General features: G+C 67.0%; 16 protein-coding genes and 4 pseudogenes. 9 read left to right on the top strand and 11 right to left on the bottom strand.

Going from position 1 to position 22,082, the window contains the following annotated elements; genetic code table 11:
* Positions 1 to 83 precede the first annotated feature (83 nt).
* The 4 genes and pseudogenes from NX1_RS06200 to NX1_RS37745 form a co-directional block, all read left to right on the top strand.
* Positions 84 to 1,472 carry a hemolysin family protein gene (locus NX1_RS06200; protein WP_068055288.1) on the top strand — a complete coding sequence of 463 codons (1,389 nt, stop codon included), beginning with the start codon at positions 84 to 86 and terminating at the stop codon, positions 1,470 to 1,472.
* Positions 1,465 to 2,529 (top strand): hemolysin family protein, encoded by a 1,065-nt coding sequence (locus NX1_RS06195; protein ID WP_068055116.1) that lies wholly within the window; start codon positions 1,465 to 1,467, stop codon positions 2,527 to 2,529. Before NX1_RS06200 ends, NX1_RS06195 begins: the two co-directional genes overlap by 8 nt.
* Before the next feature lie 805 nt (positions 2,530 to 3,334).
* Positions 3,335 to 3,997 (top strand): annotated as a pseudogene (locus NX1_RS06190) (3-methyladenine DNA glycosylase); the annotation flags it as partial.
* 46 nt (positions 3,998 to 4,043) lie between these two features.
* Positions 4,044 to 4,188 (top strand): annotated as a pseudogene (locus tag NX1_RS37745) (helix-turn-helix transcriptional regulator); the annotation flags it as partial.
* Positions 4,189 to 4,458: 270 nt separating this feature from the next.
* Here NX1_RS37745 and NX1_RS06180 read toward each other — a convergent pair.
* Positions 4,459 to 5,361, bottom strand: coding sequence for a LysR family transcriptional regulator (locus tag NX1_RS06180; protein WP_068055110.1), 903 nt, complete (start codon positions 5,359 to 5,361; stop codon positions 4,459 to 4,461).
* Positions 5,362 to 5,528: 167 nt separating this feature from the next.
* On the opposite strand from NX1_RS06180, the gene NX1_RS06175 reads away from it, so the two are divergent.
* Positions 5,529 to 5,840, top strand: a complete 312-nt coding sequence (locus tag NX1_RS06175) for an EthD family reductase (RefSeq protein WP_068055107.1) — start codon at positions 5,529 to 5,531, stop codon at positions 5,838 to 5,840.
* A 351-nt stretch (positions 5,841 to 6,191) separates the two neighbouring features.
* On the opposite strand, the gene NX1_RS06170 is transcribed toward NX1_RS06175, so the two are convergent.
* Both NX1_RS06170 and NX1_RS06165 read right to left on the bottom strand, forming a co-directional pair.
* Positions 6,192 to 6,980 (bottom strand): GNAT family N-acetyltransferase, encoded by a 789-nt coding sequence (locus NX1_RS06170; RefSeq protein WP_068055104.1) that lies wholly within the window; start codon positions 6,978 to 6,980, stop codon positions 6,192 to 6,194.
* 150 nt (positions 6,981 to 7,130) lie between these two features.
* Positions 7,131 to 7,529, bottom strand: a complete 399-nt coding sequence (locus NX1_RS06165) for a VOC family protein (protein ID WP_068055101.1) — start codon at positions 7,527 to 7,529, stop codon at positions 7,131 to 7,133.
* Between the two features lie 103 nt (positions 7,530 to 7,632).
* Between NX1_RS06165 and NX1_RS06160 the strand changes: the two genes are divergently transcribed.
* Positions 7,633 to 8,616 (top strand): helix-turn-helix transcriptional regulator, encoded by a 984-nt coding sequence (locus NX1_RS06160; RefSeq protein WP_157119564.1) that lies wholly within the window; start codon positions 7,633 to 7,635, stop codon positions 8,614 to 8,616.
* Between the two features lie 143 nt (positions 8,617 to 8,759).
* On the opposite strand, the gene NX1_RS06155 is transcribed toward NX1_RS06160, so the two are convergent.
* The 3 genes from NX1_RS06155 to NX1_RS06145 form a co-directional block, all read right to left on the bottom strand.
* Positions 8,760 to 11,186 (bottom strand): ATP-binding protein, encoded by a 2,427-nt coding sequence (locus tag NX1_RS06155; RefSeq protein ID WP_068055097.1) that lies wholly within the window; start codon positions 11,184 to 11,186, stop codon positions 8,760 to 8,762.
* Positions 11,187 to 11,270: 84 nt separating this feature from the next.
* Positions 11,271 to 11,591 (bottom strand): Zn-ribbon domain-containing OB-fold protein, encoded by a 321-nt coding sequence (locus NX1_RS06150; RefSeq protein WP_068055283.1) that lies wholly within the window; start codon positions 11,589 to 11,591, stop codon positions 11,271 to 11,273.
* Positions 11,592 to 12,693: 1,102 nt separating this feature from the next.
* The gene (locus NX1_RS06145; protein ID WP_068055094.1) at positions 12,694 to 14,064 is read right to left on the bottom strand and encodes a flavin monoamine oxidase family protein; all 1,371 of its coding nucleotides are present in this window, start codon (positions 14,062 to 14,064) and stop codon (positions 12,694 to 12,696) included.
* Between the two features lie 62 nt (positions 14,065 to 14,126).
* On the opposite strand from NX1_RS06145, the gene NX1_RS06140 reads away from it, so the two are divergent.
* A complete protein-coding gene (locus NX1_RS06140) occupies positions 14,127 to 14,759 on the top strand; it encodes a TetR/AcrR family transcriptional regulator (RefSeq protein WP_068055091.1) in 633 nt (210 codons plus the stop codon).
* A gap of 88 nt (positions 14,760 to 14,847) precedes the next feature.
* On the opposite strand, the pseudogene NX1_RS37740 reads toward NX1_RS06140, so the two are convergent.
* Positions 14,848 to 15,003: pseudogene (locus NX1_RS37740) on the bottom strand (acetoacetate decarboxylase family protein); the annotation flags it as partial.
* Between the two features lie 281 nt (positions 15,004 to 15,284).
* A pseudogene (locus NX1_RS06135) lies at positions 15,285 to 16,535 on the bottom strand (NADH:flavin oxidoreductase/NADH oxidase family protein); the annotation flags it as partial.
* A gap of 103 nt (positions 16,536 to 16,638) precedes the next feature.
* Here NX1_RS06135 and NX1_RS06130 point away from each other — a divergent pair.
* A complete protein-coding gene (locus tag NX1_RS06130) occupies positions 16,639 to 17,238 on the top strand; it encodes a TetR/AcrR family transcriptional regulator (protein ID WP_068055089.1) in 600 nt (199 codons plus the stop codon).
* Between the two features lie 15 nt (positions 17,239 to 17,253).
* On the opposite strand, the gene NX1_RS06125 is transcribed toward NX1_RS06130, so the two are convergent.
* The 3 genes from NX1_RS06125 to NX1_RS06115 all read right to left on the bottom strand — a co-directional run bounded on the left by NX1_RS06125 (position 17,254) and on the right by NX1_RS06115 (position 19,935).
* Entirely contained in the window at positions 17,254 to 18,222 is a 969-nt protein-coding gene (locus NX1_RS06125; RefSeq protein ID WP_169812187.1) for a beta-ketoacyl-[acyl-carrier-protein] synthase family protein, read from the bottom strand.
* Positions 18,223 to 18,224: 2 nt separating this feature from the next.
* Positions 18,225 to 19,451: a 3-oxoacyl-ACP synthase III family protein gene (locus tag NX1_RS06120; protein ID WP_307650013.1), complete on the bottom strand. Its 1,227-nt coding sequence runs from the start codon at positions 19,449 to 19,451 to the stop codon at positions 18,225 to 18,227.
* A 124-nt stretch (positions 19,452 to 19,575) separates the two neighbouring features.
* Positions 19,576 to 19,935: a hypothetical protein gene (locus tag NX1_RS06115; protein WP_068055084.1), complete on the bottom strand. Its 360-nt coding sequence runs from the start codon at positions 19,933 to 19,935 to the stop codon at positions 19,576 to 19,578.
* Between the two features lie 639 nt (positions 19,936 to 20,574).
* Here NX1_RS06115 and NX1_RS06110 point away from each other — a divergent pair.
* The gene (locus tag NX1_RS06110) at positions 20,575 to 22,080 is read left to right on the top strand and encodes an amidase (protein ID WP_068055081.1); all 1,506 of its coding nucleotides are present in this window, start codon (positions 20,575 to 20,577) and stop codon (positions 22,078 to 22,080) included.
* Positions 22,081 to 22,082: the final 2 nt, after the last annotated feature.

Here is a 22,082-nt window from a genome sequence, read left to right as displayed (position 1 = left end):
GCTCTCCTTCCCGCAGCAAGCCAGCCCGAACCAGCTCCATCCCGCGTGTTCCGTAGTACCGCGCTCCGCGGGCGGTGTTGATCGTGTCCACCGTCCTCACGATTCTCAGCCTGGTCGGGTTCGTCGCCCTCACCGCAGGCACCGCGCTGTTCGTCGCGGCCGAATTCTCGCTCACCGCCCTGGAACGCAGCACCGTCGAGGCGCACGCCCGCACCGGTGACGTGCGCTCGCGGATGGTGCGTCAGGCGCACCGCACGCTCTCGTTCCAGCTGTCGGGCGCCCAGCTCGGCATCACCATCACCACGCTGATCACGGGTTACATCGCCGAGCCTGTCCTCGCTCGACTACTGGCGCCGGTGTTCACCGCGGTCGGCATGAACCCGAGCGCGGCCGGCGGCGTCTCGCTGGCGTTGGCCCTGGTGCTGGCCACCTCGCTGTCGATGATCTACGGCGAACTGGTGCCCAAGAACATCGCCATCGCCAAGCCGATGGCGACCGCGCGCATGACCGCGGGCCCGATGATCGCCTTCTCGGTGGTGTTCAAGTGGATGATCCACTTCCTGAACGGCACCGCGAACTGGGTGGTTCGCCGCCTCGGCGTCGAACCCGCCGAGGAGCTGCGCTCGGCCCGTTCGCCGCAGGAACTCGGCTCGCTGGTGCGCACCTCCGCGCAGCGCGGCGCGCTCGACCAGCGCACCGCCCTGGTGATGGACCGGTCGCTGCAGTTCGGCGAGCGCAGCGCCGAAGAGCTCATGACGCCGCGGGTGAAGGTCGAGTCGCTGGACAAGTCCGACACCATCGCCGATCTGATCGCCGCCGCCAGCCGCACCGGCTACTCCAGGTTCCCGGTCATCGACGGCGACCTCGACAACACCCTCGGCGTGGTGCACGTCAAGCAGGCGTTCACCCATCCCGCGAACGTGCGGCGCACCATCCCACTGCAACTGCTGGCCCGCCCCGTGCCGATAGTGCCCGCCAGCCTGGACGGCGACGAGGTGCTCGAACGCGTGCGTGCCGACGGCATGCAGGTCGCGCTGGTCGTCGACGAGTACGGCGGCACCGCGGGCCTGGTCACCATGGAGGACCTGATCGAGGAGATCCTCGGCGACGTGCGCGACGAGCACGACGAGGAGGAGCGCGAGGTGCGGCGGGTCTCCGACGGCTGGGACTGCTCCGGTCTGCTGCGCATCGACGAGGTCTCGCGCGCCACCGGCTACGACGCGCCGGAGGGCGAATACGAAACTCTCGGGGGTCTGGTATTGACCGGCCTCGGCCGCATTCCGGTGGTCGGCGACGAAGTAGTGCTGCCCAATTCCACCACGGGCCACCGAAGCGCGTACGAAACCGATCACGGCGGCTGGATCGCCAGGGTCGAACGCATGGATGGCCGCCGCATCGACCGGGTCCGGCTGATTCCCGTCACGCCGGAGGCGCTGATCGCCCACACGTCGCAGGAGCACAGTCATGGGTGATCTGTTCGGTGTCCTGCTCACGGTGGTGCTGCTGGCGGGCAATGCCTTCTTCGTCGGCGCCGAGTTCGCGCTGATCTCCGCGCGGCGCGACCGCCTCGAGGCGCTGGCCGCCCAGGGGAAGCGCAACGCCACCACGGTCATCCGCGCCGGGGAGAACCTGTCGATGATGCTCGCCGCCGCGCAGCTGGGTATCACGATCTGTTCGATCCTGCTCGGTCGCGTCGGCGAGCCCGCCGTCGCGCACCTGCTGGAGGGGCCGTTCGAGCTGCTCGGCCTGCCCGACCAGCTGCTGCACCCGGTTGCCTTCGCGCTCGCGCTGACCATCGTGGTGATCCTGCACATTCTCTTCGGCGAGATGATCCCGAAGAACATCGCGCTCGCCGGGCCGGAACGCAGTGCGCTGCTGCTGGTTCCGATGCACCTGGTGTGGTTGCGGATAGCCCGCCCGCTGATCGCGATCTACAACTTGGCGGCCAACCTGTCGCTGCGGCTGCTGCGCATCGAGCCCAAGGACGAGCTGGAGGCCACGGTCTCCAGCGTGGAACTCGCCGAGATGATCGGTGAATCCCGTTCGGAGGGTCTGCTCGACGAGGAGGAGCACCGTCGCCTCACGCAGGCGCTCGGCACCTCCGACCGGATCGTCGCCGACGTGATGGTGCCGCTGGCCACCACGCGCTCGGTGCCGTTGCGCGGCAACGGGACGACGCTCGGCGACGTCGAGACCGCGGTCACGGAGACCGGCTTCTCCCGCTATCCGGTGCGCGCGAGCGACGGTTCGCTCGTCGGCTACCTGCACGTCAAGGACGTGCTGGACAAGGTCGCCGACGACACCGCGGGCCCGGGCACGCCGATTCCGCGCACCGATATCCGCCCGCTCCCGACGGTCGGCGCGGCCACCACGCTGTTCGAGGCGCTGGCCCGCTTGCGCCGCACCAGCAGCCACCTGGGCCGCGTCGTCGACACCCGCGGCAACACCGTGGGCATCGTCGCGCTGGAGGACCTGGTCGAGGAGTTCGTCGGCACGGTCCGCGACACCACCCACCGGATCGCCGAATGATGTTCCGCGCCACCGTATTCCCTCGCGGTGTCGCGCCGTGCGGCGCGGTGGCGCGGGCCGGGTTCGCGGCAGATACCCACGTCACGGACCACCGAGCGGACAGCGGTCGGCGGCCGCTCGGCGTGTGTGGGCGACACTGGGGCGCGGGCCGGTTCGCGCACGTGCAGGCCGAAGAGTCTGCGGTATTGCCAGACGCCCGGGAGTCCGCATGATACTCGAAAGCGTTTTGGCGGAGGATGATTGGCGTGCCCGCGCCGCCGCGTACCAGGCCCGGCTGGACGAGCTCGTCGGGCCGTACCTGGAGCGGCGGGCCGCCGGTTCCACGCATCCGGTGATCGACTTCCTGTTCACCTACTACGGCAACAAACCCGCTCAGTTGCGCCGGTGGCATCCCGGGTTCGGCGTCGGGTTGGCCGGTGCACGCGAGTACGAGGGTGCGCGGGGGTATCGACGGCTCTCGGCCGACTTGTCAGGCTGGGTCCCGGAGGCCAACCAAGGCGACGCGCACAAGCCGCTCGGTCAGGCGGACACGCCCGAGCGCTCCAGCCAAGTCGACGCTCACCCGTGGCTCGGCCAGACGAACTCGCCCGAGCGCTCGAGCCGAGGCAGCGCACAGGCGCGGCCCGGTCAAGCGGAGACACCCGAGCGATTCACCCAGGTCGGCGTACACGAGCCGCACGGTCAGGCATTTGCACCCGAGCGCTCCAGCCGAGTCGGCGCACACGCGCAGCTCGGCCAGACGGACACGCTCGAGCCGCCCAGCAATGGCCACACGCGCGTGCAGCCGGGTCAGACGGGCGCTCCCGAGTGGTCCGGCACGCTCGCGACCGATCACGGACCGGTGTTCGCGGCGGATCCCGCGTACCTTGCACGCCGCCGCGACACCCTCGAGTTCGTCGCGAACCTCTTGCGTGCCACGGCGTCCCGCCCTGCGCAGCTCTCCTGTTTCGGCCTGCACGAGTGGGCCATGGTGTACCGCACCGACGACGTCCGCCACCGCCAGGTGCCGCTGCGGCTCGGAGCGGCGGACACCGACGCCGTGGTCGAAGCGATGTCGTTGCGGTGCACCCACTTCGACGCTTTCCGTTTCTTCACCCCGGACGCCGTCGGCCGCAACGCGAGACCGCTCACCCGCGCCGACCAGGTGGCCACCGAACAGCCCGGTTGCCTGCACGCCAATATGGACCTCTACAAGTGGAGTTTCAAGCTCGTCCCGCTCGTCTCTTCCACGCTCGTCCTGGAATGCTTCGAATTGGCCTGCGCCGCACGCGAACTCGATATGCGCGCCAGCCCCTACGATCTCGGCGACTACGGCTACACCCCGATTCCCATCGAAACCCCTTCCGGCCGAGCGGAATACGTCCGCCGACAGGCCGAACTCGCCGAGCGGGCCGCGACGCTACGCGCTACCTTGCTTGCCGCGTGCGAAGAACTGCTCACCGTAGGCGTGGAGCACGCCGTCGGGTGAGCACGCGGGGCCCGATTGTTACCGTGGCATATGCCCGGCGAATCCCCTGCGGCGGCGACTCTGCGCCGCGAACAACTTCCTGCGCACCCGCCGCGCCCGGCTCACCCCGGATGACGTCGGCCTTGTCACCGCGGCCGGGCGGCGCACGCCGGGGCTGCGCAGAGAAGAGGTCGCGATGCTGGCGGGGGTGAGATGTTCGTTACACACTCCTCGAATGCCCGCTTGCGGGAGTGAGACGACGATGTCACCTCTCCCTACATCAGCCCCGTGATTCGGCGCGGCGAGAGCACGAATCCTGATGGATCGGTTAGGCAGTGGCGGAACCGCGAACTGGTCGGTCACGCTCGGTCTGCTGAGCAGTTCCAGGCGGCGACGCCCGCGCTGTCGGCGCAGGCCCTGGCCCTGGGGGTGCGGGTCGGCCTCGCCATCGTCGACGTCCGTCTCGGGTGACCTGCTGCGCGTCAGTCCGGCAGCCAGTGCAGCTCGTGCGCCAGGGTTTTGGCGACGGTACGGATTCGGCGGTGTAGTGGTGACTGCACGCGCGGGAGGACCAGGTGGATGGTCAAGGCGGGTGCGCCCTGCAGCGGTCGCCAGGTGAGACCGGCCGGTTGTGTCGTGACCGCGACTTCACCGGCCGGAGCGAGGGTGAGCCCGTCGCGTAGGTCGCTCTGAGACAGGTCGAAAGAGACTGCGGGCGTGTGGAATCGGGGGCTCGGCTGGGTGTCGCGGAACAGTGCGGACAGCTGATCGTGGATCACGGGGTTGGCCGTACGGTCGGGGAGTCGCAGCGGATACTTGGCCGCGTCGGCGATCTCGATCTCCGGGTGTTCGGCCAGCGGATGATGCTGTGCCAATTGGACCCCGACACGCACACGCCGCAGCAGGAACCGGCGCACGCCACGACCCGGCTGTTCGCCGCGGGTGATCCCCGCATCGATGCGGCCGTCGGCGACCGCGGGAGAGATCTCTGGTGTCGCCATCGGGACCGCGCCGACCTCGAGTCCCTGGCTGCTGCGAATGAGCCTGTCCACCAGGGCCGGTGCCGTCTCGGCCCCCGTGCTGAGGCTGTATCCGATGCGCAGCGTGCCCAGTTCACCGGCCCCCGCATTCCGGGCGGTGTCCCATGCCCGGTCCAGCGCCGCCAGCGCGGGCGGCGCGGACTCCGCCAAAGCTGCACCGGCCGTGGTCAATACGACGCTACGCGTGTTGCGAACCAGCAGGCTCGTACCGAGTTCCGCCTCCAATCGGCGCATCCGGGCACTGAGTGCGGGCTGCGCGATACCGATCCGTGCGGCCGCGCGGGTGAAGTTCAACTCCTGCGCCAGCACCAGAAAGTACCGCAGGCTCACCGTATCCGGTGCCACGTGCCCTCCCTGCCGATTGATAACGATCCGTTCTGAGTCTATCTCGTTCCGGTCTTTCCCTCGACCACACATCAAGCCCTAACCTGCGCGTATGACGATTCAACTGACCGCGGTACTGGACACCGCACTCACACACACCGCCGACCCTGATCTGAACGGAGGTCGTCATGCATAAATTGGTCGTCCTATATCCCAAGCCCGCCGACCCTGACCACTTCCGCGACTACTACGTGAACAACCACCTTCCGCTGGTCATGAATTGGCCCGGCCTGCTTGCGTGGCGATACAGCTTCGACGTAGCGGCGACCAACGGAGAAGCGCCGTATTTCGCGGTCTTCGAAGCCGACTTCGCTGACGCCGCCGCCTTGGCCGCGTCGCGGGCGTCGCAGTACGGCCAGCGGGCGGCCGCCGATGTCGTCAACTACGCCACCGGCGGTGTGGTCGTCATCGACTATCCGGTGCAGGACGGCACCAGCTGAGACAGGACGGCACGCTCCGCGACGCGTTCCACCGACCGTTGCGGCCAGGGCCTGCTATCGGCGGAATCGCCGTTCCCGGTTGCCGGTTCGTTGAGCGTCGAATATGGGCCGATGTCCCGGCCGGATGTCACTGTCATTGATGCGTGCGGCGCGACGGCCGGGGCGGCAGCCTCGCGTCCGTCACCGACGACGACCCGACGACGACGAACCGGACGGTCTGCGCCGCTCCACGCCACCCCGGGTGACGGTTACAGCATCAACCTTTCCTGACACGGCACCAGCCGCTCGTAGCCAACGTACTCTTTTGCCGCGGGCTGTCATGGGCCCATTAACATCTGGGAGAGCACCCGATCACGTTGGTTCTGTGACCACACGTTGATGTTCATACCAGATTCCAGGGACGGTCGATCCGTTCGGCAACGGCTGCGGTCGCCGGTCCACTACCGTTGCGCCGATCTTGTCGCAGATGCGCTGTACCGCGAGATTCGACTCTTTCGTGCCGATCTCGACGTTGGTATATCCGGCGTCGTGGATCGCGTCGACGAGTGCCGCCACCGCTTCGCTCGCATAACCGGCTCCACGGTAACTGGGGCCGATCCACCAACCGATGGAACGCGACGACGTCTCGTCGCCGGTGGGGTGCACAGTCGCGCCACCGATCACGCTTGCGTCCGACCGCGACTCGAACACGAGAAGCCCTGGAGTCGGGTGGCCGCCGCCGATCGCCTTGATCAGTGCCCGGCCATGTCGTACTGTCCAGCCGTTGCCGTCGAGCATCGCATCATCGATCGTGGCTTCGAGCGAGACTGCGTCCTTCGGCGCCGGTCGGCGCAGGGTGAGCCGCGAGGTTTCGATGTCCCGCAGCACGTCGTAGCGCGCACTGCTTTCCTTCTTGGCGACTTCGCTGACGCGCCACGCCCAGAGCCAGCCCGCGACGAGGACGGTGGCCACCATGAGCAGCAGCCAGACTACAACGATGAGTTCGGTTGCGGTGGAAGGTAATCCGGGCCACACTGCATATCCGATGAGTGCTGCGGGAAACCCGGCGAGTGCGATCGATTTCGCCAGCCCAAGGCTGGCATGCCGGGGCGAGCGCTGAAAGGTCGCTTTGGCAGAGGCGATTCGCCAGGTGGGGAACATGCGCGAACAATATTCGATTCCGTCGTACCCGTCACGGATCCGAACATTGCGTTCTCGTTCGGCCTGGATTCCCGGCTAAGGCGTGGCTGACCTGAATCCGAGCTCGCAGCAGTTGACGCAACATAATGTCGACGAGCGGATGAGCGGCTGTCAGCCGGCGAACTTCGCGGCGGCCTGCGCGGTGACCGGGGTGAAGAGATTGATCAGGTTGCCGTCGGGGTCGCGAAACAGCAACGAGCGGTTCCCCCACGGCATCGTCGTGGGCTCGTTGACGAAATCCTCGACCGCCTCCCGCAACCGCCGGTAATCGGCATCGACGTCGGGGACCAGGAATTCGATGATCGCCGTGTGATTGTCGGCTGGGCGCGCGCTGCCCGCAGCGAACAGCGCCACGGTGCGGGTGCTTCCGATCGCGAGGGTGCCGGCCGGTGTGACGATCTCGGCGAAATCCGGTGTAGCCCAGGTTGCTTCGACACCGGTCACGTGCTGATAGAAACTGACCAGCCGCTGGATGTCATCGGTGATCAGACGGATCGAGACGAGCTTCATCGCGTACTCCTGCTGTCGGATGCGGCGGAGGTTCCACCGCCGAACGCCACAGTAGAGTCGATACCGGACAGCTTCCGCCCGGTATAAATGCGAGAATTTCCCGATGACGCGCCCCACCGCCCGAGTGCTGGCCCTGCTCGAGCTGTTGCAGGCCGGCGGTACCCAAACAGTCGGTGAACTCGCCGGACGGCTCGGCGTCGATGAACGCACCGTCAGGCGATACGTCACCCATCTCACCGACCTGGATATCCCCGTCCGATCGGTGCGGGGCCGCTACGGCGGCTACCAGCTCGCCCCCGGATACCGCATGCCACCGCTGATGCTGACCGACGACGAAGCGGTGGCCGTGCTACTCGGGCTCCTCACCAGCCGGTCGACAACCGCCACCTTCGCGGCCGACAGCGCGACGGCCAAACTCCGCCGCGTCCTGCCCGCACGTCTGACGGCCCGGCTGGACGCACTGATCAACACCGTCGAATTCACCGCCGACGCCCGCCCGGACGTCGCTGTCGAGAGCTCCGTCCTCCTCCTGGTCGCCGAAGCCACACGCGAACACCGCCCGGTCGCAATTGATTACACGGACCGCAGCGGGCGGCCCAGCGAGCGCACCGTGCACCCGTACGGGCTCGTCGAGCACTCCGGCCGGTGGTACCTGACGGGAAAGGACAGCAGCAGTGACGAACTACGCCAGTTCCGGCTCGACCGCATCACCGCGGTGACCACACGACCCGGAACATTCACTCCGCCCGCCGGATTCGAGCCGGCCGCACATCTGCTATCCGCACTTGCCACTGCGCCCTATCGGCACGATGTGTCGGTCCGAGTTCAGGGAACTCTCACCGAGATCCGCCCGCTGCTGCCCGCCGCGATCGCGACCGTGCAGGAGATCGACTCACCACCCTCTGACACCGACCCATGGGTCCGGGTCCGAATCCGGGCCGAACAACTCGACTGGATTCCCCCACTCCTCGCCGGCCTGAACCACCCGTTCGTCATCGAACACCCCGACATCCTCAACGACGCCGTGCGCACCCTGGCTCGCCGACTGACCGCGGCCGCCGACGGCAGACACCGAACCCACAGGTAAACCCCGGCAACGCGGATCGTCACCCAGATTGCTGTCGGATGGCCACTACGTCTCGGACCCGCGCGTCGAGCTCCCTCGAACTGCCGCCGAACCACGACAGGATCGACGAACGCCCGCATATGCCGTTTTCGGCACCCCGGGCCTCAGGAACTGTTTTGTTTGACTTCGTCCACGATCCAGGCGGCGATCTGAGCTCGTGAGTTGAATCCGAGCTTGGTGAGGATGTGCTCGACGTGACCTTGGGCAGTGCGCGGTGAGATCACCAACTTCGCGGCGATCTGCTTGTTGCTGAGCCCCCGGGCGATGAGGTCGGCGACCTGCCACTCACGCTTCGTCAGTTTCGATGAGGCGCCCGACGCGGGCGCCTCATCGGTGGATTCGCCGCCGAGCGCGTAAGCGACAGCGGCGTCCACACCGAACCCACGGCCTCGCCGAAAGGCAGCGTCGAATTTGCGAGCGCCGAGAATATGACGCGTCGTCCGCTCACATTCCTCGTGAAAACGCGACATGGTCCGTAGGACGGCCCGCACGCTGTTGCCCACCAGCCAATTTCCCTGGGCCGCTCCGAGCAGGACGGCCGCCCGTTCGGCGTCACCCTGGTCGGCGACCGTCCAGGCCAGCGCCTCCAGACTGAACGCGGTGATCACCGGACTGTTCAGCCGGTTGACTCGCAATGCCTCCTCGAGCAGCTGTTGGGCACGGTGCCGGTCGCCTCGCTGCCACGCGGCAATGCCCAAGCCGCGCAACGCAGCCGAGCGATAGAGCAGTTCGCCTTGCGCTTCGGTGATGGACAGTACTCGGCGGTAGAGCGCGGTCGCTCGGGTCACGTCGCCGCGTAGCTCGTACGACCACGCGAGGATGGTCAGAGCGCTGACATAGAGCTCTCCAGTCTGGTCCGAGCTGAACAGCTCGACAGCTCGTTCGAGGGAGCGGGACCCCTCGGTCGTTCGACCCCCGGCGAGTGCGAGGATGCCGGCGGCGTAGGCGAGCTGTCCCTGACTGATGGGATCCGGGGCCTGTTCGGCGAGGGCTCGTCCCTCCTCCAGAAACGCTGCGGCGGCCCGGAAATCCCCCTGCGGCGCGGCGACTTCGCACGCGGTGCGCAGCGCGCGGATGCGGTCGGGTATGGATTGCGCGCGTGGGTGGGCGAGAACGCGGTCGATCCAGGTTCGGCCTTCCCTGTAGAGGCCGCGAAAGCTCCAGAATTCGTGCAGCGCGGCAACGGTGCGCAACCCCGCCTCGGCCGCCTCGTCGGTGTCCTCGGCGAGGCAGTACTCGAGCGCTTCGCGCAGGTTGGGGAGCTCGCGTTCGAGCCGGGCGATCCAATCGGGCTGCCGGTGGCTGATCCACCCGGCCTCGGCATCCTGCGCCAACCGTTGGTACCACTCGCGGTGCAGGCGGCGTAGCTCCCCGTCTTCACCGGACTCTCGCAGCTTTTGCCGACCGTACTCCCGCATGGTCTCGAGCATCCGGAAGCGCACCGCGGACCGCGACGCCTCCCGGGTCAGAATCGACTTGTCCACCAGCGAGGGCAGCACGTCGAGCAGGCTGTGCGGCGCCATGCCGGAACCGCATACCTGCTCGACGGCGTCGAGTTCGCAACTCCCGGCGAACACCGACAGCCTGGCCCACAGCCGCTGCTCGGCCGGGGTGCACAACTCGTAGCTCCAGTCGACACACCAGCGCAGCGCCTGCTGCCGGGTCGGCGCGGTACGACTACCGCGGTTGAGCAACGTGTATCGATCATCGAGGCGCTGCAGAATCTGCTCCGGTGACATCGTGCGCATCCGAGCCGCCGCCAGTTCGATCGCCAGCGGCAATCCATCCAGCTGGGCACAGATACCGGCCACGGAAGACTTGTTGTCCTCGTCGAGTTGGAAGCCGGGCACCGCTGCCGCGGCGCGGTCGGCGAACAACGTCACCGCATCGAAGTGGGGTAGCCCGACCAGCGTCGGCTCCCGATGCCGATCCGGGACCGTCAGCGGCGACAACCGCAGCACCGCCTCCCCCGCGATATTCAACGGTTCCCGGCTGGTGGCGAGAATCCGCAGCTCAGGGCAGGTCCGCAGCAATGCCTCGGCCAACCTGGCCGCGGCTTCCACCATGTGCTCGCAGTTGTCCAGCACGAGCAGTGTTTCGCGCGAGCGCAGGAATTTCACCAGCATCTCGAGCAACGGATCGGACGTCGCCTCCCGCAAGCCGAGGGTGGCCGCCATGACATCGACCAGGAGCTCGGCATCGGAGACCTCGGCCAGTTCGACCAACCACACACCGTCGGCGTAGTCGCGCTGCGCTTGCGCCCCGGCCCGCAGTGCCAGCCGCGTCTTGCCGACGCCCCCGACCCCGGTCAGCGTCACCAGCCTGGCACCGGACAGGAGCTTTTTCACTTGGGACAACTCCGTGCGCCGTCCGACGAAGCTGGTGAGCTCGAGTGGCAGATTGCCACCGGCGTCCTGGGCAACCGCCGTCAGCGGCGGGCGCCATCTCCCCATCGCAACCTCACGGCGTGTGCGCAGCAGATCGTCCTCGGTCATCGCCCGGCTGCGATCCACCAGGACGTATCCGGACACCAGGAAACATACGCTTACCTTCGGCCAACGCTCGGCATATTGCCGACAAAGGTGAAAGGAAGCGACGGCGGTCGAGGCGTCCGGCTACCCGGTGATCGTGAACACCGGAAATCTATCGCCGCGCGGAGGCGCTTCGAATCGCACACGGACCGGTCGATGCGAGGACGGCGGAACTTGCCCCTCGATCGTCGTGTAGATCCACGGGCCCTCGTCGAGTTCGACGATCGCGATCGTCGACGGCGCCGAACCGGCGCAAGATTTCACGGTACCCTCGAGCACCCGCCACGACACGATCGAGCCGCGGCCCGACGACGGTATCCATTCGAGATCGACGGATCGACAGGACCCGCACGCGTCGCTCGGCGGCGCGAGCAGCTTGTCGCAGTCCCCGCAACGCGGAATCATCAACGTGGCGTTCCCGTACACCGGGTGGTCGGCCCCGATGCTGTGCTTCGTGTCGTACCGGTACATGGCACCTTGGTGGATTCGTGGTGGAGCAATGCCACCACTCTCCCTTGATCCCGGCGGGACCGCGACGGTCGAATGACCGCGGGTATACCTATTTGTGCTCGTTGCGCGACGAATCCGCACTCGAGGTAACTATCGACTATCCGACCAGAAACCGTCGCTGACCTGCTCCGACGGCGAGCGGCACTGGTTTCGGGAGCAGCGTGGCCGTGACCATCCGTCAACTTCGACCGAGTCGGCGGCGAGAAGCCGATAGCCCCGCGAACACACGCAGTCGTCCCATTAGGTGAGACGATCGGAAACCATCAGCGCCTCGGGGCCCGACCGCCGCAGCTGCGGCACACTCGTCGAGCGGGCTCGTCTCGGTCTACCGCTGGTAAGCACCCCACGGCTGCCGACCGCGACACCGATCCGGTACCAGAGGACCCGTCAAGTCGATGAGCGAGTCGATCACCTGCCTCATCCGTTCGCGCGACAACCGCTTCTTTCGTGTGCTCGCTCTCGGACTCAGGCGGATGTCGCCGCGCCGTTGCACCGGCATCCGCACCGACCTCGTTGTCGTTCAGGCCCGATAGTTCGTCTTGCACTCCTAAGGATGACGATCTATCCAGGGTTTGACACGGGTAGTCGGCTACGCCAATTGCACGAGAGACACCCACGAGAACGACCGTTTCGGAGAAGCGCGGCCGCAGGACAGGCACCAACGGGCCGACCACCTATTGGCATGCAGTGCAACCCGTTCAGACGGCGATGGATTTGGAGTAGTGCGCTACTACAGCTCGGATGGAGCCGGCGTCGGTCGAGCGACGAGGTGCAGTCCGGGGAACCGTGGGTCGAGCGATGAGGGTCTCTCTGGCCGGGGCTCAGGCGTGAGCCACAATCGCCGCGTGAACCGTGGCAGGCGTGGCCGCACTCACCGCCATGCTGCTGTTCGCCAGCGGCAATCCCCGCAGTCGAACAGAGCGCGCTACCGGCGAGCTGGTCCCGGTCTCGGTATCGCGTGTGCTCTCCGGTCGGTTCGGAACGGCGGTCATCGATGTCAGTCGTTCGCCGCGACAGGGACTAGCGCAGCGCTGATCTCACGGGCGACGCGGTGGCCGGATTCCGCGGCGCCGTCGATGTAACCCGCCCAGCGGGTGGCGGTTTCGGTGCCCGCCCAATACAGCGGGCCGACGGGGCGGCGCAGGGCAGGTCCGAAGCGGGTGAGGGTGCCCGGCGCGGTGAACGCGCCGTAGCAGCCGCGACTGTATTCCTCTTCGGCCCAGTCGCGTTCGATGTAGTCGATGGGATTGCGAGCCCGCGACCCGAAGTAGCCTGCGAGGTCCTCGATGACCTTGGCGCGGCGGTCGGCGAGGTCGAGACGCGCGCCGACGTCGGCGTGGCGGCCTTCGAGGAATCCGACGAGAACACCGGGCGAACCGCCGGGCGGGGTGTTGTCGAAGACGGTGCCGAGAGGCCGCCGGTCGCTGTTCGCCTGACCACTCAAACCCGCTGTCCGCCAGAACGGTTCGTCGTAGACGACGTTGACCTTGATCACCCTGCCCATCGGCATCCGCTGCACGAGCTGGTCCCGATCGCCGGGCAGGCCAGGGGTGAAGCGGATCCGCGCGGCCAGCGGCGGGGGCACCGCGATCACCGCCCGGCGCGCCCGCACCATCGTGCCGTTCGCGTGGACACGCACGCCCACATCGTCCCAGTCGATTTCCGAGACCGGGCTGTTCCGGACGACTCGGTCACCGAGTTCCTCCGCCATGGCCAGTGCGATGGTCTGCGTGCCGCCGACCACGCGGTCCTGCTGGGCGCCGCCGGTGACGTTGATCAGGGCGTCGAGCCCGCCCGCGGCGCCCACGTAGAAACTCGCCCACAGCGCGGACATATCCGCCGGTTCGGCCGAGAACACCGCTTCGGTGATCAACTGAAAGAAGGATCGGCCTTCTGCGGTGAACGCGGTGCGCTGCAGCCAAGTGGCGAAGGTCTGTGCATCGAGTGTCTCGGCCTGCGGGGCCAGCCACGGCTCGGTCTGGGCGACCTGGCGGGCGAGCCGGTCCAGTCGCCACTGCGTCTGGGCGATATCGGCCAATGCCAGCGGGTTCACCTTGGGAATCCGGCCGGTGTACTCCGAACGCGAGGAGCCGACCTCGGCGATGTGACGGCCAGAGGTATGCGTGGGATAGGTGGCAAGTCCTAGTTCCTCGATCAGTGCGAGCACCTGGCGCTGGCCCGGGCCGACCCATTGCCCGCCCACCTCGATGGGCTCCCCGCCGGGCAACTCGGCATTGAGCAGCCTCCCGCCGACCCGATCGCGCGCCTCGAGAACCAGTACCTCGGTTCCGCGGCGCATCAGGTCACGGGCAGCGACAAGCCCCGCGATCCCGGCGCCGACGATGACGACATCCACTGACTTGTCCATCTCGCTCCCAATTCCATGCATCGCGTATCCGAGATACACAGTGTATGTGGTAAACGTAGCGCATGGAGTCGTTGCGTGACAAGTACGTCGAGAACACCCGTCAGGCGCTGCTCGACACCGCGGCGCGCCTGTTCGCCGAGCGGGAATACGCGGACCTGTCGGCCGAGGAGCTGGTCCGGGCCGCCGGCCTGACCCGCGGTGCGCTGTATCACCATTTCGACGGCAAGAAGGGCCTGTTCGAAGCCGTCGTCGACGACTTGGAACAGCGTGCGGCACAACGCATCAGGGCCGCCATCGACTCGGCCACGGATCCGATCGAGCGCGTCGACCGCGGCCTGGTGGCATTCCTCGACGTCTGCGCCGAACCCGACTACCGGCACATCGTGCTCTTGCAGGGGCCGATCGCCCTCGGCTGGCGACGCTGGCGCGAACTGGACCAACGCCACCTCGGCGGCCTCGTCGTCGAATCGGCCCGCAACCTGCTCGATGCCGGAATCATCCAGGCATACCCGCCCGAACTCGTCGCCAGCGCCTTCTACGGCGCCTTGACCGAGATGTCACTGACCATCGCCGAGACGGGCGACTCCCAGCAGAGCCGCGCCCAAGCGGCGGCGCTCACCCGCGATTTCCTCAGCGGGCTCACTGCCGCCGGGTCCGGGGCGTCTCCCCGCCCGGCAACGGACACCGATGGCTGATATGCGATAGCCGCATGCCGAAGGGAGTATTCGATGACCGGGACGGCAACATAAGACCGCTGCCGCTTTTCACTCGTGCACCAGCCGTTCAACCCCGGCTTCGAATCGAGGTGGGGACCGGCATATGCAGGGCGAGTTGACCTTCCGTCATGACATCGAGCCGAATGGTCCTGATCGGGTCGAGCGATCGCAGGTCCTCGGCCATGCGGCCCTGTCCGAAGTTTGCAGTGAGCGTTGCGCCGCGCCGCGGATTCGCCTGCGGGGTCGTGGGACGCACGCATCCAGACCACCGGAGACAAGCCCGCGGATCGCTGTGATGCCTTGCAGCGCAATCGAATCGCGGTCGCGATGCCACCGAATCCGGTGACGACGATCGCGACGCGTGCGGGGATCGTGACGCGCTCCGGCTCCAAAGAGCAGGCGGGGCTGCGTTCGGGTCACATCAATTTTCTGCGGTATCCGCGGCGAGGCGGACCCGTCCGAGTTCAGAGGATCGCCGGAATGGGAAGCCCCGGGAGCGCAGTGCCGTTCGGTGGACCCGAGCCATCGTGAGTAGCGGCGCAGCGCCCGGCTCTGAACACGCTGGTCCGCGACGAGTGCCCACGCCGGGTGGACACCGAGTGCCGGGTTCTTGCCCTCGGCCATCCGGCGCATCTGGTAGCGCACCATCGCCATTTCGGTGGCCGAGGCGAGCGACTTGTCCGACCAGGTAACCGGTTTCAGCGTCCCGGCCGCTTCCAACCCCTCGCGCCAGCGGTTGGGCAGATCGGGAGTGACCGCCAGCCCGGTGGCCATGCCGATCAGCTCGACATTGTTGGCCAGCACTCGTTCGGCTGTCTCGCGACGGGTGATGCCGCCAGTCAGCATCAGCGGCAGTGCGCTGGTCTGAGCCAATTCCGCGGCCAGTTCCAAGAAGTACGCCTCTCGCGCCGCGGTACGTCCGTCGGCGGGACGACCCGACATCGCCGGACTCTCATAACTGCCACCGGAGATCTCGACCATGTCGACGCCTACCGAGGCGAGCATGCCGATCACCTTCTGCGCGTCGTCGGCGTCGAAGCCGCCGCGCTGGAAGTCCGCCGAATTCAGCTTCACCGCGACGGCGAACTTCGGCGCGACGACCGCACGGATTCCGCGCACGATCTCGAGCAGCAACCGGGCACGGTTCTCGAGCGAACCACCCCATTCGTCGGTGCGGTTGTTCACCAGCGGAGAAAGGAACTGCGACAGCAGATAGCCATGCGCGGCATGGACTTCCACCCCGTCGAACCCGGCCTGCTCGGCCCGCTGCGCGGTAGTCACGAACCGCGTGATGGTGGCGGCGATCTGCTCGGCGGTCATCGCCACCGGCTGCCCGAACCGCTTCGAGTGGCGGCCGAGGTCGACCGCGATATCCGAAGGACCCCAGACCACGCCGGGCATGCGCGCCTCGACCTGACGACCGGGATGGCTGATCTGCATCCACATGGCCGCACCCGCGGCCTTGCCCGCCTGCGCCCACGCCGCGAACGGCTCCAGCGGCGCGTTGGCATCAAGGACGACGCCGCCCGGCCCGGTCAGCGCCTCGGCGTGCACCATCACATTTCCCGTGATCAAGAGGCCGGCACCCCCGGCACCCCACCGCCGATACAGCGAGATCAGCCGCTCGTCGGGCAGCTGCCCCTTACCCGCCATCCCCTCTTCCATGGCCGCTTTCGCGATCCTGTTGCGCAGGACTTGGCCGGACCGCAAATGTAGCGGCGAGAACAACTCACTCGAAACCGAACCACTCGACATCCGCAGACCTCCTCTCGTTAGCCGTGTTCATCGAGCACACGATGTGCACGCCGCTAACATATGGGTGCATGTAAGCATTGTCAACTTTTGTTAGATTGATCCCATGACACCGTCGACCCAGCCGTACCACCACGGCGATCTCCCCACCGCGCTGGTGCGCGCGGCAGTGGAACTTCTCGAGGAGAACGGAGCCGCCGAGCTGTCGCTGCGCGCCGCCGCCCGGCGTGCGGGCGTGTCCACCGCCGCGCCGTACCGCCATTTCGCCGATCGCGACGCCCTGTTGTCCGCCGTCGCCGCGGTGGGCTATCGCGACCTGGCGGACCGCCTGTCCGCGGCGCATCCCGCGCGGATCACCGCCGAGGACCTCGCCGCGATCGCGATCGCCTACGTCCAGTTCGCGCTGACCCGTCCCGGCCTGTTCCGCGTAATGTTCGCCGAGCCCTGTGATCCGACCAGCCCCGAACGCGTGGCCGCGACCACCGCGATCCACGAGTACGTCAAATCGATTGTGCGGCAAGCATTTCCCAGTGCCGACCCGGATGCGATGGCGAATGCCGTCTGGGCACTGGTGCACGGCCTGGCATTCCTGCACTTGGACGGCAAGTTCGACGTCATCTCCGCCGACGCCGTCGCCGACCGGGTCCGCGCCGCGGTCTACGCGGTCCTCGGAGCGTCGGGCCAGGGACCTACACCGCCCGCCTGAAGGTCTCGCGGGAGATCAACGAACTCCGGTGGCGGCCCGGCCGGGTGTATCGACATCGTGCGTTCGCCCCGAAAGCGCGCGCTTTCCGGGCGATGCCGGCGGCGGGTGGTAGGCCAGGCACGCTGCCGATGTCCCGTCCGCGGCCAGAAAGATTACGGTGCGCGCGGTGTCGACCAGACCCATGTCCAGTGCGTTCAGGTAGGCGTGCACCGGGGCCGCGGTATAGGGAACGCCGACCGATGGAGCGAAACCGATCACCGACCGTGACGGGATGGTGAGTGCGTTCGCCAAGCTGGTGCGGAATCCGGGCACGTTGGCTGGAACCAGCAGCAGGGCCTGCCCTTCGGCGAAATCGCCTCCGTCGAGTCCCTCCTCGTCCACGCAGGAGCGCACGACCGCCACGGCCGAATCGACCGGGTCCTGCGCATCGGCACGAACACAGATGACGCGACGACCTTCGGAGCCGGCTTCACCCAGATCCACCCAGGCCGTCGGGTCGATCGGACCGGGGGTATCAGAGGTGTGGAGCCGACCGAGTCCGCCTGCGGCAGGCGAGCTTCCGAGCAGCAATGCGGCGCCACCACTGCTGTAGGGGAAATCGGTGACATGGCGCTCGGTGGAGGGGTGCACATCGCCCCCGACGAGCAACGCGTACTCGACCGCGCCGGTGGCGAGGAAGGCGTCGGCGGTCACGATGGCGTGCAGCAGACCGGTGGCGCCTTGCATCAGGTCGAAGGAGAACGTCGGCGCCCGCCCGGCCTCATAAGCGAGACCGAGGCCGATCCGCTTCTGAATGAGCGCCGCCACCGCGGGCTCGCAGAGATTGCTGTCCCGAAACACCCCCGTGTTGATCAGCATGCCGATCTCGTCGAGGCCGACATCCGCGCGCTGCACACAGGTGAGCGCCGCGCGTGCAGCCAGTTCGAAATAGCTGCCGGTATCGAGGTCGGAGTTCGTCGCGGCAGCGATGATCGTCGTTGCCATGCTCATGCCTCCAAGCGGGAGATGGTCGCGGCGAGATATCCGGAGACGATTCCCGAGGCGGCCGGGATCATGAGGATCTTGGATCCTTTGGGGATCTTCTGTTGCGCGAGGTGCTCGTGCAGTACCAAGAAATGCGAGGTCGAGGCGGTATTGCCGTAGTCGCGCAGCACGTTGAGTTTCTGCGGCATCGGCGTGCCGAAATGCCGCTCGGTCAAATCCGAGATGTAGTCGATCGCGGGTGCGCTGAACTGGTGATGGATCCAGTAGTCGTATTTCTCGCTTTCCCAGCCGCGCCCGGTTTCGGTGAGAAAATCGGACAGCCGGTCGATGCCCTGCTGGTAGCGGGCTTCGTTCTGCATCGCCCGGTTGTCGGTGTACATTGCCATTCCACCTGTTATGTCACTGGGCATCCCCCCGCAATGCTCGGCGCCGTCCGCGGCGGTCATGAGTTCGACGTAGTGGATCTCGTCATCGTCGTCGCCCCGACCGTCCAAGACGACCGCGCATGCGGCGTCCCCGACGGTCAACGACGCGAACTGCGGGTCATACGGCTGGCTGATTTCCCGCACCGCGGTTTCCGCGATCGGGGTGATTTGCTCCCCGCTCACCACCAAGCCATTACGCACAACCCCGGCCTTGATCATCCGATCCAGCACCATCACCGCGGTGAACATCCCGGCACACGCGTTCGACACATCGAAACACCGCGCCGCGTCGGCACCGGTGGCACGACCCAACATCACCGCGAAAGACGGTGCATAACAAAAGATTTCCTTACCTCGGGTGCGGGTGATGGAGGCCGAGATGATGACATCCAGTTCATCGACGGTGTAGCCGGAGTGGTGCAGACAGTCGGCGATCGCCCGCAGCGCCAAGTCGAAAGACGATTCATACCGGTCCGGATGACTGTCGTAGACGCGCCGATTCCGGATTCCGGTGATCCGCTCGAGGTCCCATGACTTCGGCACGGCCAGCGCGGCGGTCAAATCCTCGGTGGAGCGGACAGTTGTCGGTGTGTAGGCACCGATCGACTCGAAACGCGTACGGACCATCATCCCTGCTTTCCGCTTCAGTTCGGCAACAAAGATCGGCTGTCGCGCTCGGCGACAAACGCAGTCGGAACGCCACCCTGCCACAGAAATTTCGTCACGGACTGTCGACACGAGCGCCAGGACCAAATCCCCCGAACACAAGGCACCAGAACGACACTGAGCAATCGTCCAGCTCATGGCAACGCGGCGACCGGTCCACATTTCCGCTCGAATCCAACTCCGGCGATCTCGTAGGCGTAGCGCTCGGTGACCGCTATCTGGACGAACTGACTCAGCTCGCGCGCTCCGCGGACGACCGAGGTCAGTCGAATTCGGCCACGAGCAGATCGGTGAATACGCCGATCGGATCGTGCCAGTCGCCGTACGCCCAGGCGGCGTTGATATCGGCGACGAGAACATGACCGCCGTCGCGGGCGCCGTATGCGTATGTCCACGAACCGAACAGCGCGCCGCCCATACCCCACAACGCGACGCCGGAGGGCAGCGTCACCGAGGAGATGCCGAGACCGTAGCAGGTGTGCGCGATCCAATTCTCGGTGGGGACAGTTCGGAACATCTCGACCTGTTCGGCTGGGCGGAGCAGCTGGCCGCCGAGCAGGGCTGCGAAGAAGCGGTGCGGGTCACCGGCGGTGGAGATCGTGGCGCCCGCCGCGCCGAACAATGGAGACGTCCAGCTCGGTCGCGTCGCGGATCGCGGCGTCGGGGCTCGAGTCGAACAGTTCGTGTAGTGGCGGGAGCGGGGTCCCTCGATGGCGGGGTCGCTGGCGTGGGGCAGCGAGGTCGCGGTGAGGGCGAGCGGCTCGCGCGGCGGGCGAGCACGCGCTCACCGTCGTCGCCGCGCTCGTGCACGCAGGCACACCGCTCATCCCGGAGCAGCTTGCCGCCGCGCTGGATTGGCCCCTCGACCAAGTAACTTCGGCGCCGCACGACGCCGGACACCACCGCGACCTCGCGGACCCCGGTCGCAGTGCGCCGCAACAGGTCCGGCGTTTTCCGTGGTCGCACGCACCGATCGCCTCACCACCGCCCAGCGGCGTCGGCTTGCCCGGAGCGCGTCGTAACCGATGGCCACCCGCGGCTCACCCGACGCTGAGCGCAGCAATGATAATTGAGATATCTATCCCGTTGTGCGAAATGCCATTTCATGGCCTGCGCCAATCGAGTCGGCTCTGCCGACACCGTGACCTGGGATATGACAAAACGAGTGCGCTAATTCGAACTGAAGGCCACCCGTTCGACTTTCCCGTTTGCGCGAAGCGGCGTTTTATGTCCGCCGTGGCAGACCGATACCGTCGAATTCATGGAGTGGAATTTTCGATCGGCCGAAGAGCTTTCAGCTGCCTTGGGTGCCGGTGAGGTGACCTCGGTGGAACTCACCGACGAGGCAATAGCCCGTATCGAGCGGGACGACGACGTGATCAACGCGATCTGTGTGCCGGACTTCGACCGTGCGCGGGCCGCCGCGCGCCGTGCCGACCAGGCGCGCGCCAGCGGCGAGGATCGGCCGCTGCTCGGTATCCCGGTGACGGTCAAGGAGTCCTACAACATGGCCGGGCTGCCCACGACCTGGGGCATGCCGTTACAGAGGAACTACGTGCCGTCCGAGGACGCGGTGCAGGTGTCGCGGCTCGAGGCCGCAGGCGCGGTGGTGCTCGGTAAGACCAATGTGCCGCTCGGGCTGCAAGATATACAGAGCTTCAACGAGATCTATGGCACCACCAACAACCCGTGGGATCACGCTCGCACGTCGGGTGGTTCCTCCGGCGGCTCGGCGGCGGCCCTGGCGTGCGGATTCGGCGCGCTGTCCATCGGCTCCGACATGGCCGGTTCGCTGCGCACCCCCGCGCATTTCTGCGGTGTCTACGCGCACAAGCCGACACTCGGGCTGGCGGCGACCCGAGGTATGGTCGCGCCGCCCGCGCAGGCATTGCCGGTGGATCTCGACCTCGCCGTCGTCGGTCCGATGGCGCGCACCGCGCGCGACCTCACGCTGCTGCTCGACGTGATGGCCGGACCGGACCCGCTGACGCTCGGCGTCGCGTACGACGTGACGCTGCCGCCCGCGCGCCACGAGCGGCTCTGCGACTTCAGGGTCCTGGTCATCGACGAGCATCCGCTCATTCCTACCGGGTCCGCTGTGCGGGCGGGCGTGAACCGGGTGGCCGAGGCGCTTGTCGACAGCGGCGCCCGCGTCGAACGGCACAGTTCGCTGCTGCCCGATGTGACCGAAGCCTCGACGCTCTACATGCAGTTGCTGTTTTCGGGCTCCGTCGCATACTTTCCCGTCGACGAATACGAGCAACTGCGAAGCCGCGCAGCCGAACTGAGCGCGGACGACCAGAGTTTGGACGCGGCCCGGTTGCGCGCGATGGTGTTCAGTCACCGCGACTGGCTGGCGGTGAACAACCGTCGCGAGCTGCACCGCCACGGCTGGCGGCAGCTGTTCGCCGAGTTCGATGCCGTGGTGTGTCCGATCACGCCGACTCCTGCGTTCCCGCACGACCACGACCCTGATCTGCTGAAACGCCGGATCGACATCGACGGTGTCGAGTATCCGTACTTCGACCAGCTCGTCTGGGCCGGTCTCGCGACCATGCCCGGCCTGCCCGCCACCGCCATACCGGCGGGCCGCTCACCCGAAGGCCTGCCGGTGGGAGTGCAGCTCATCGGTCCGATGTTCGAGGACCGCACCCCGCTGCGGCTGGCCGAACTGCTCGAACAGAAGATCGGTGGCTTCCAGGCACCGAAGTTGGGCGCACCATCGAGTGCCGGGCGAGGAAGAGGTGCGGATGACGAACAACGATGACC

This window comes from Nocardia xishanensis NBRC 101358, assembly GCF_001613365.1.
Taxonomy (GTDB): Bacteria; Actinomycetota; Actinomycetes; order Mycobacteriales; family Mycobacteriaceae; genus Nocardia; species Nocardia xishanensis.
The sequence above is the reverse complement of the archived record's forward strand: the minus strand, read 5'-3'. Positions and strand labels throughout refer to the sequence as shown.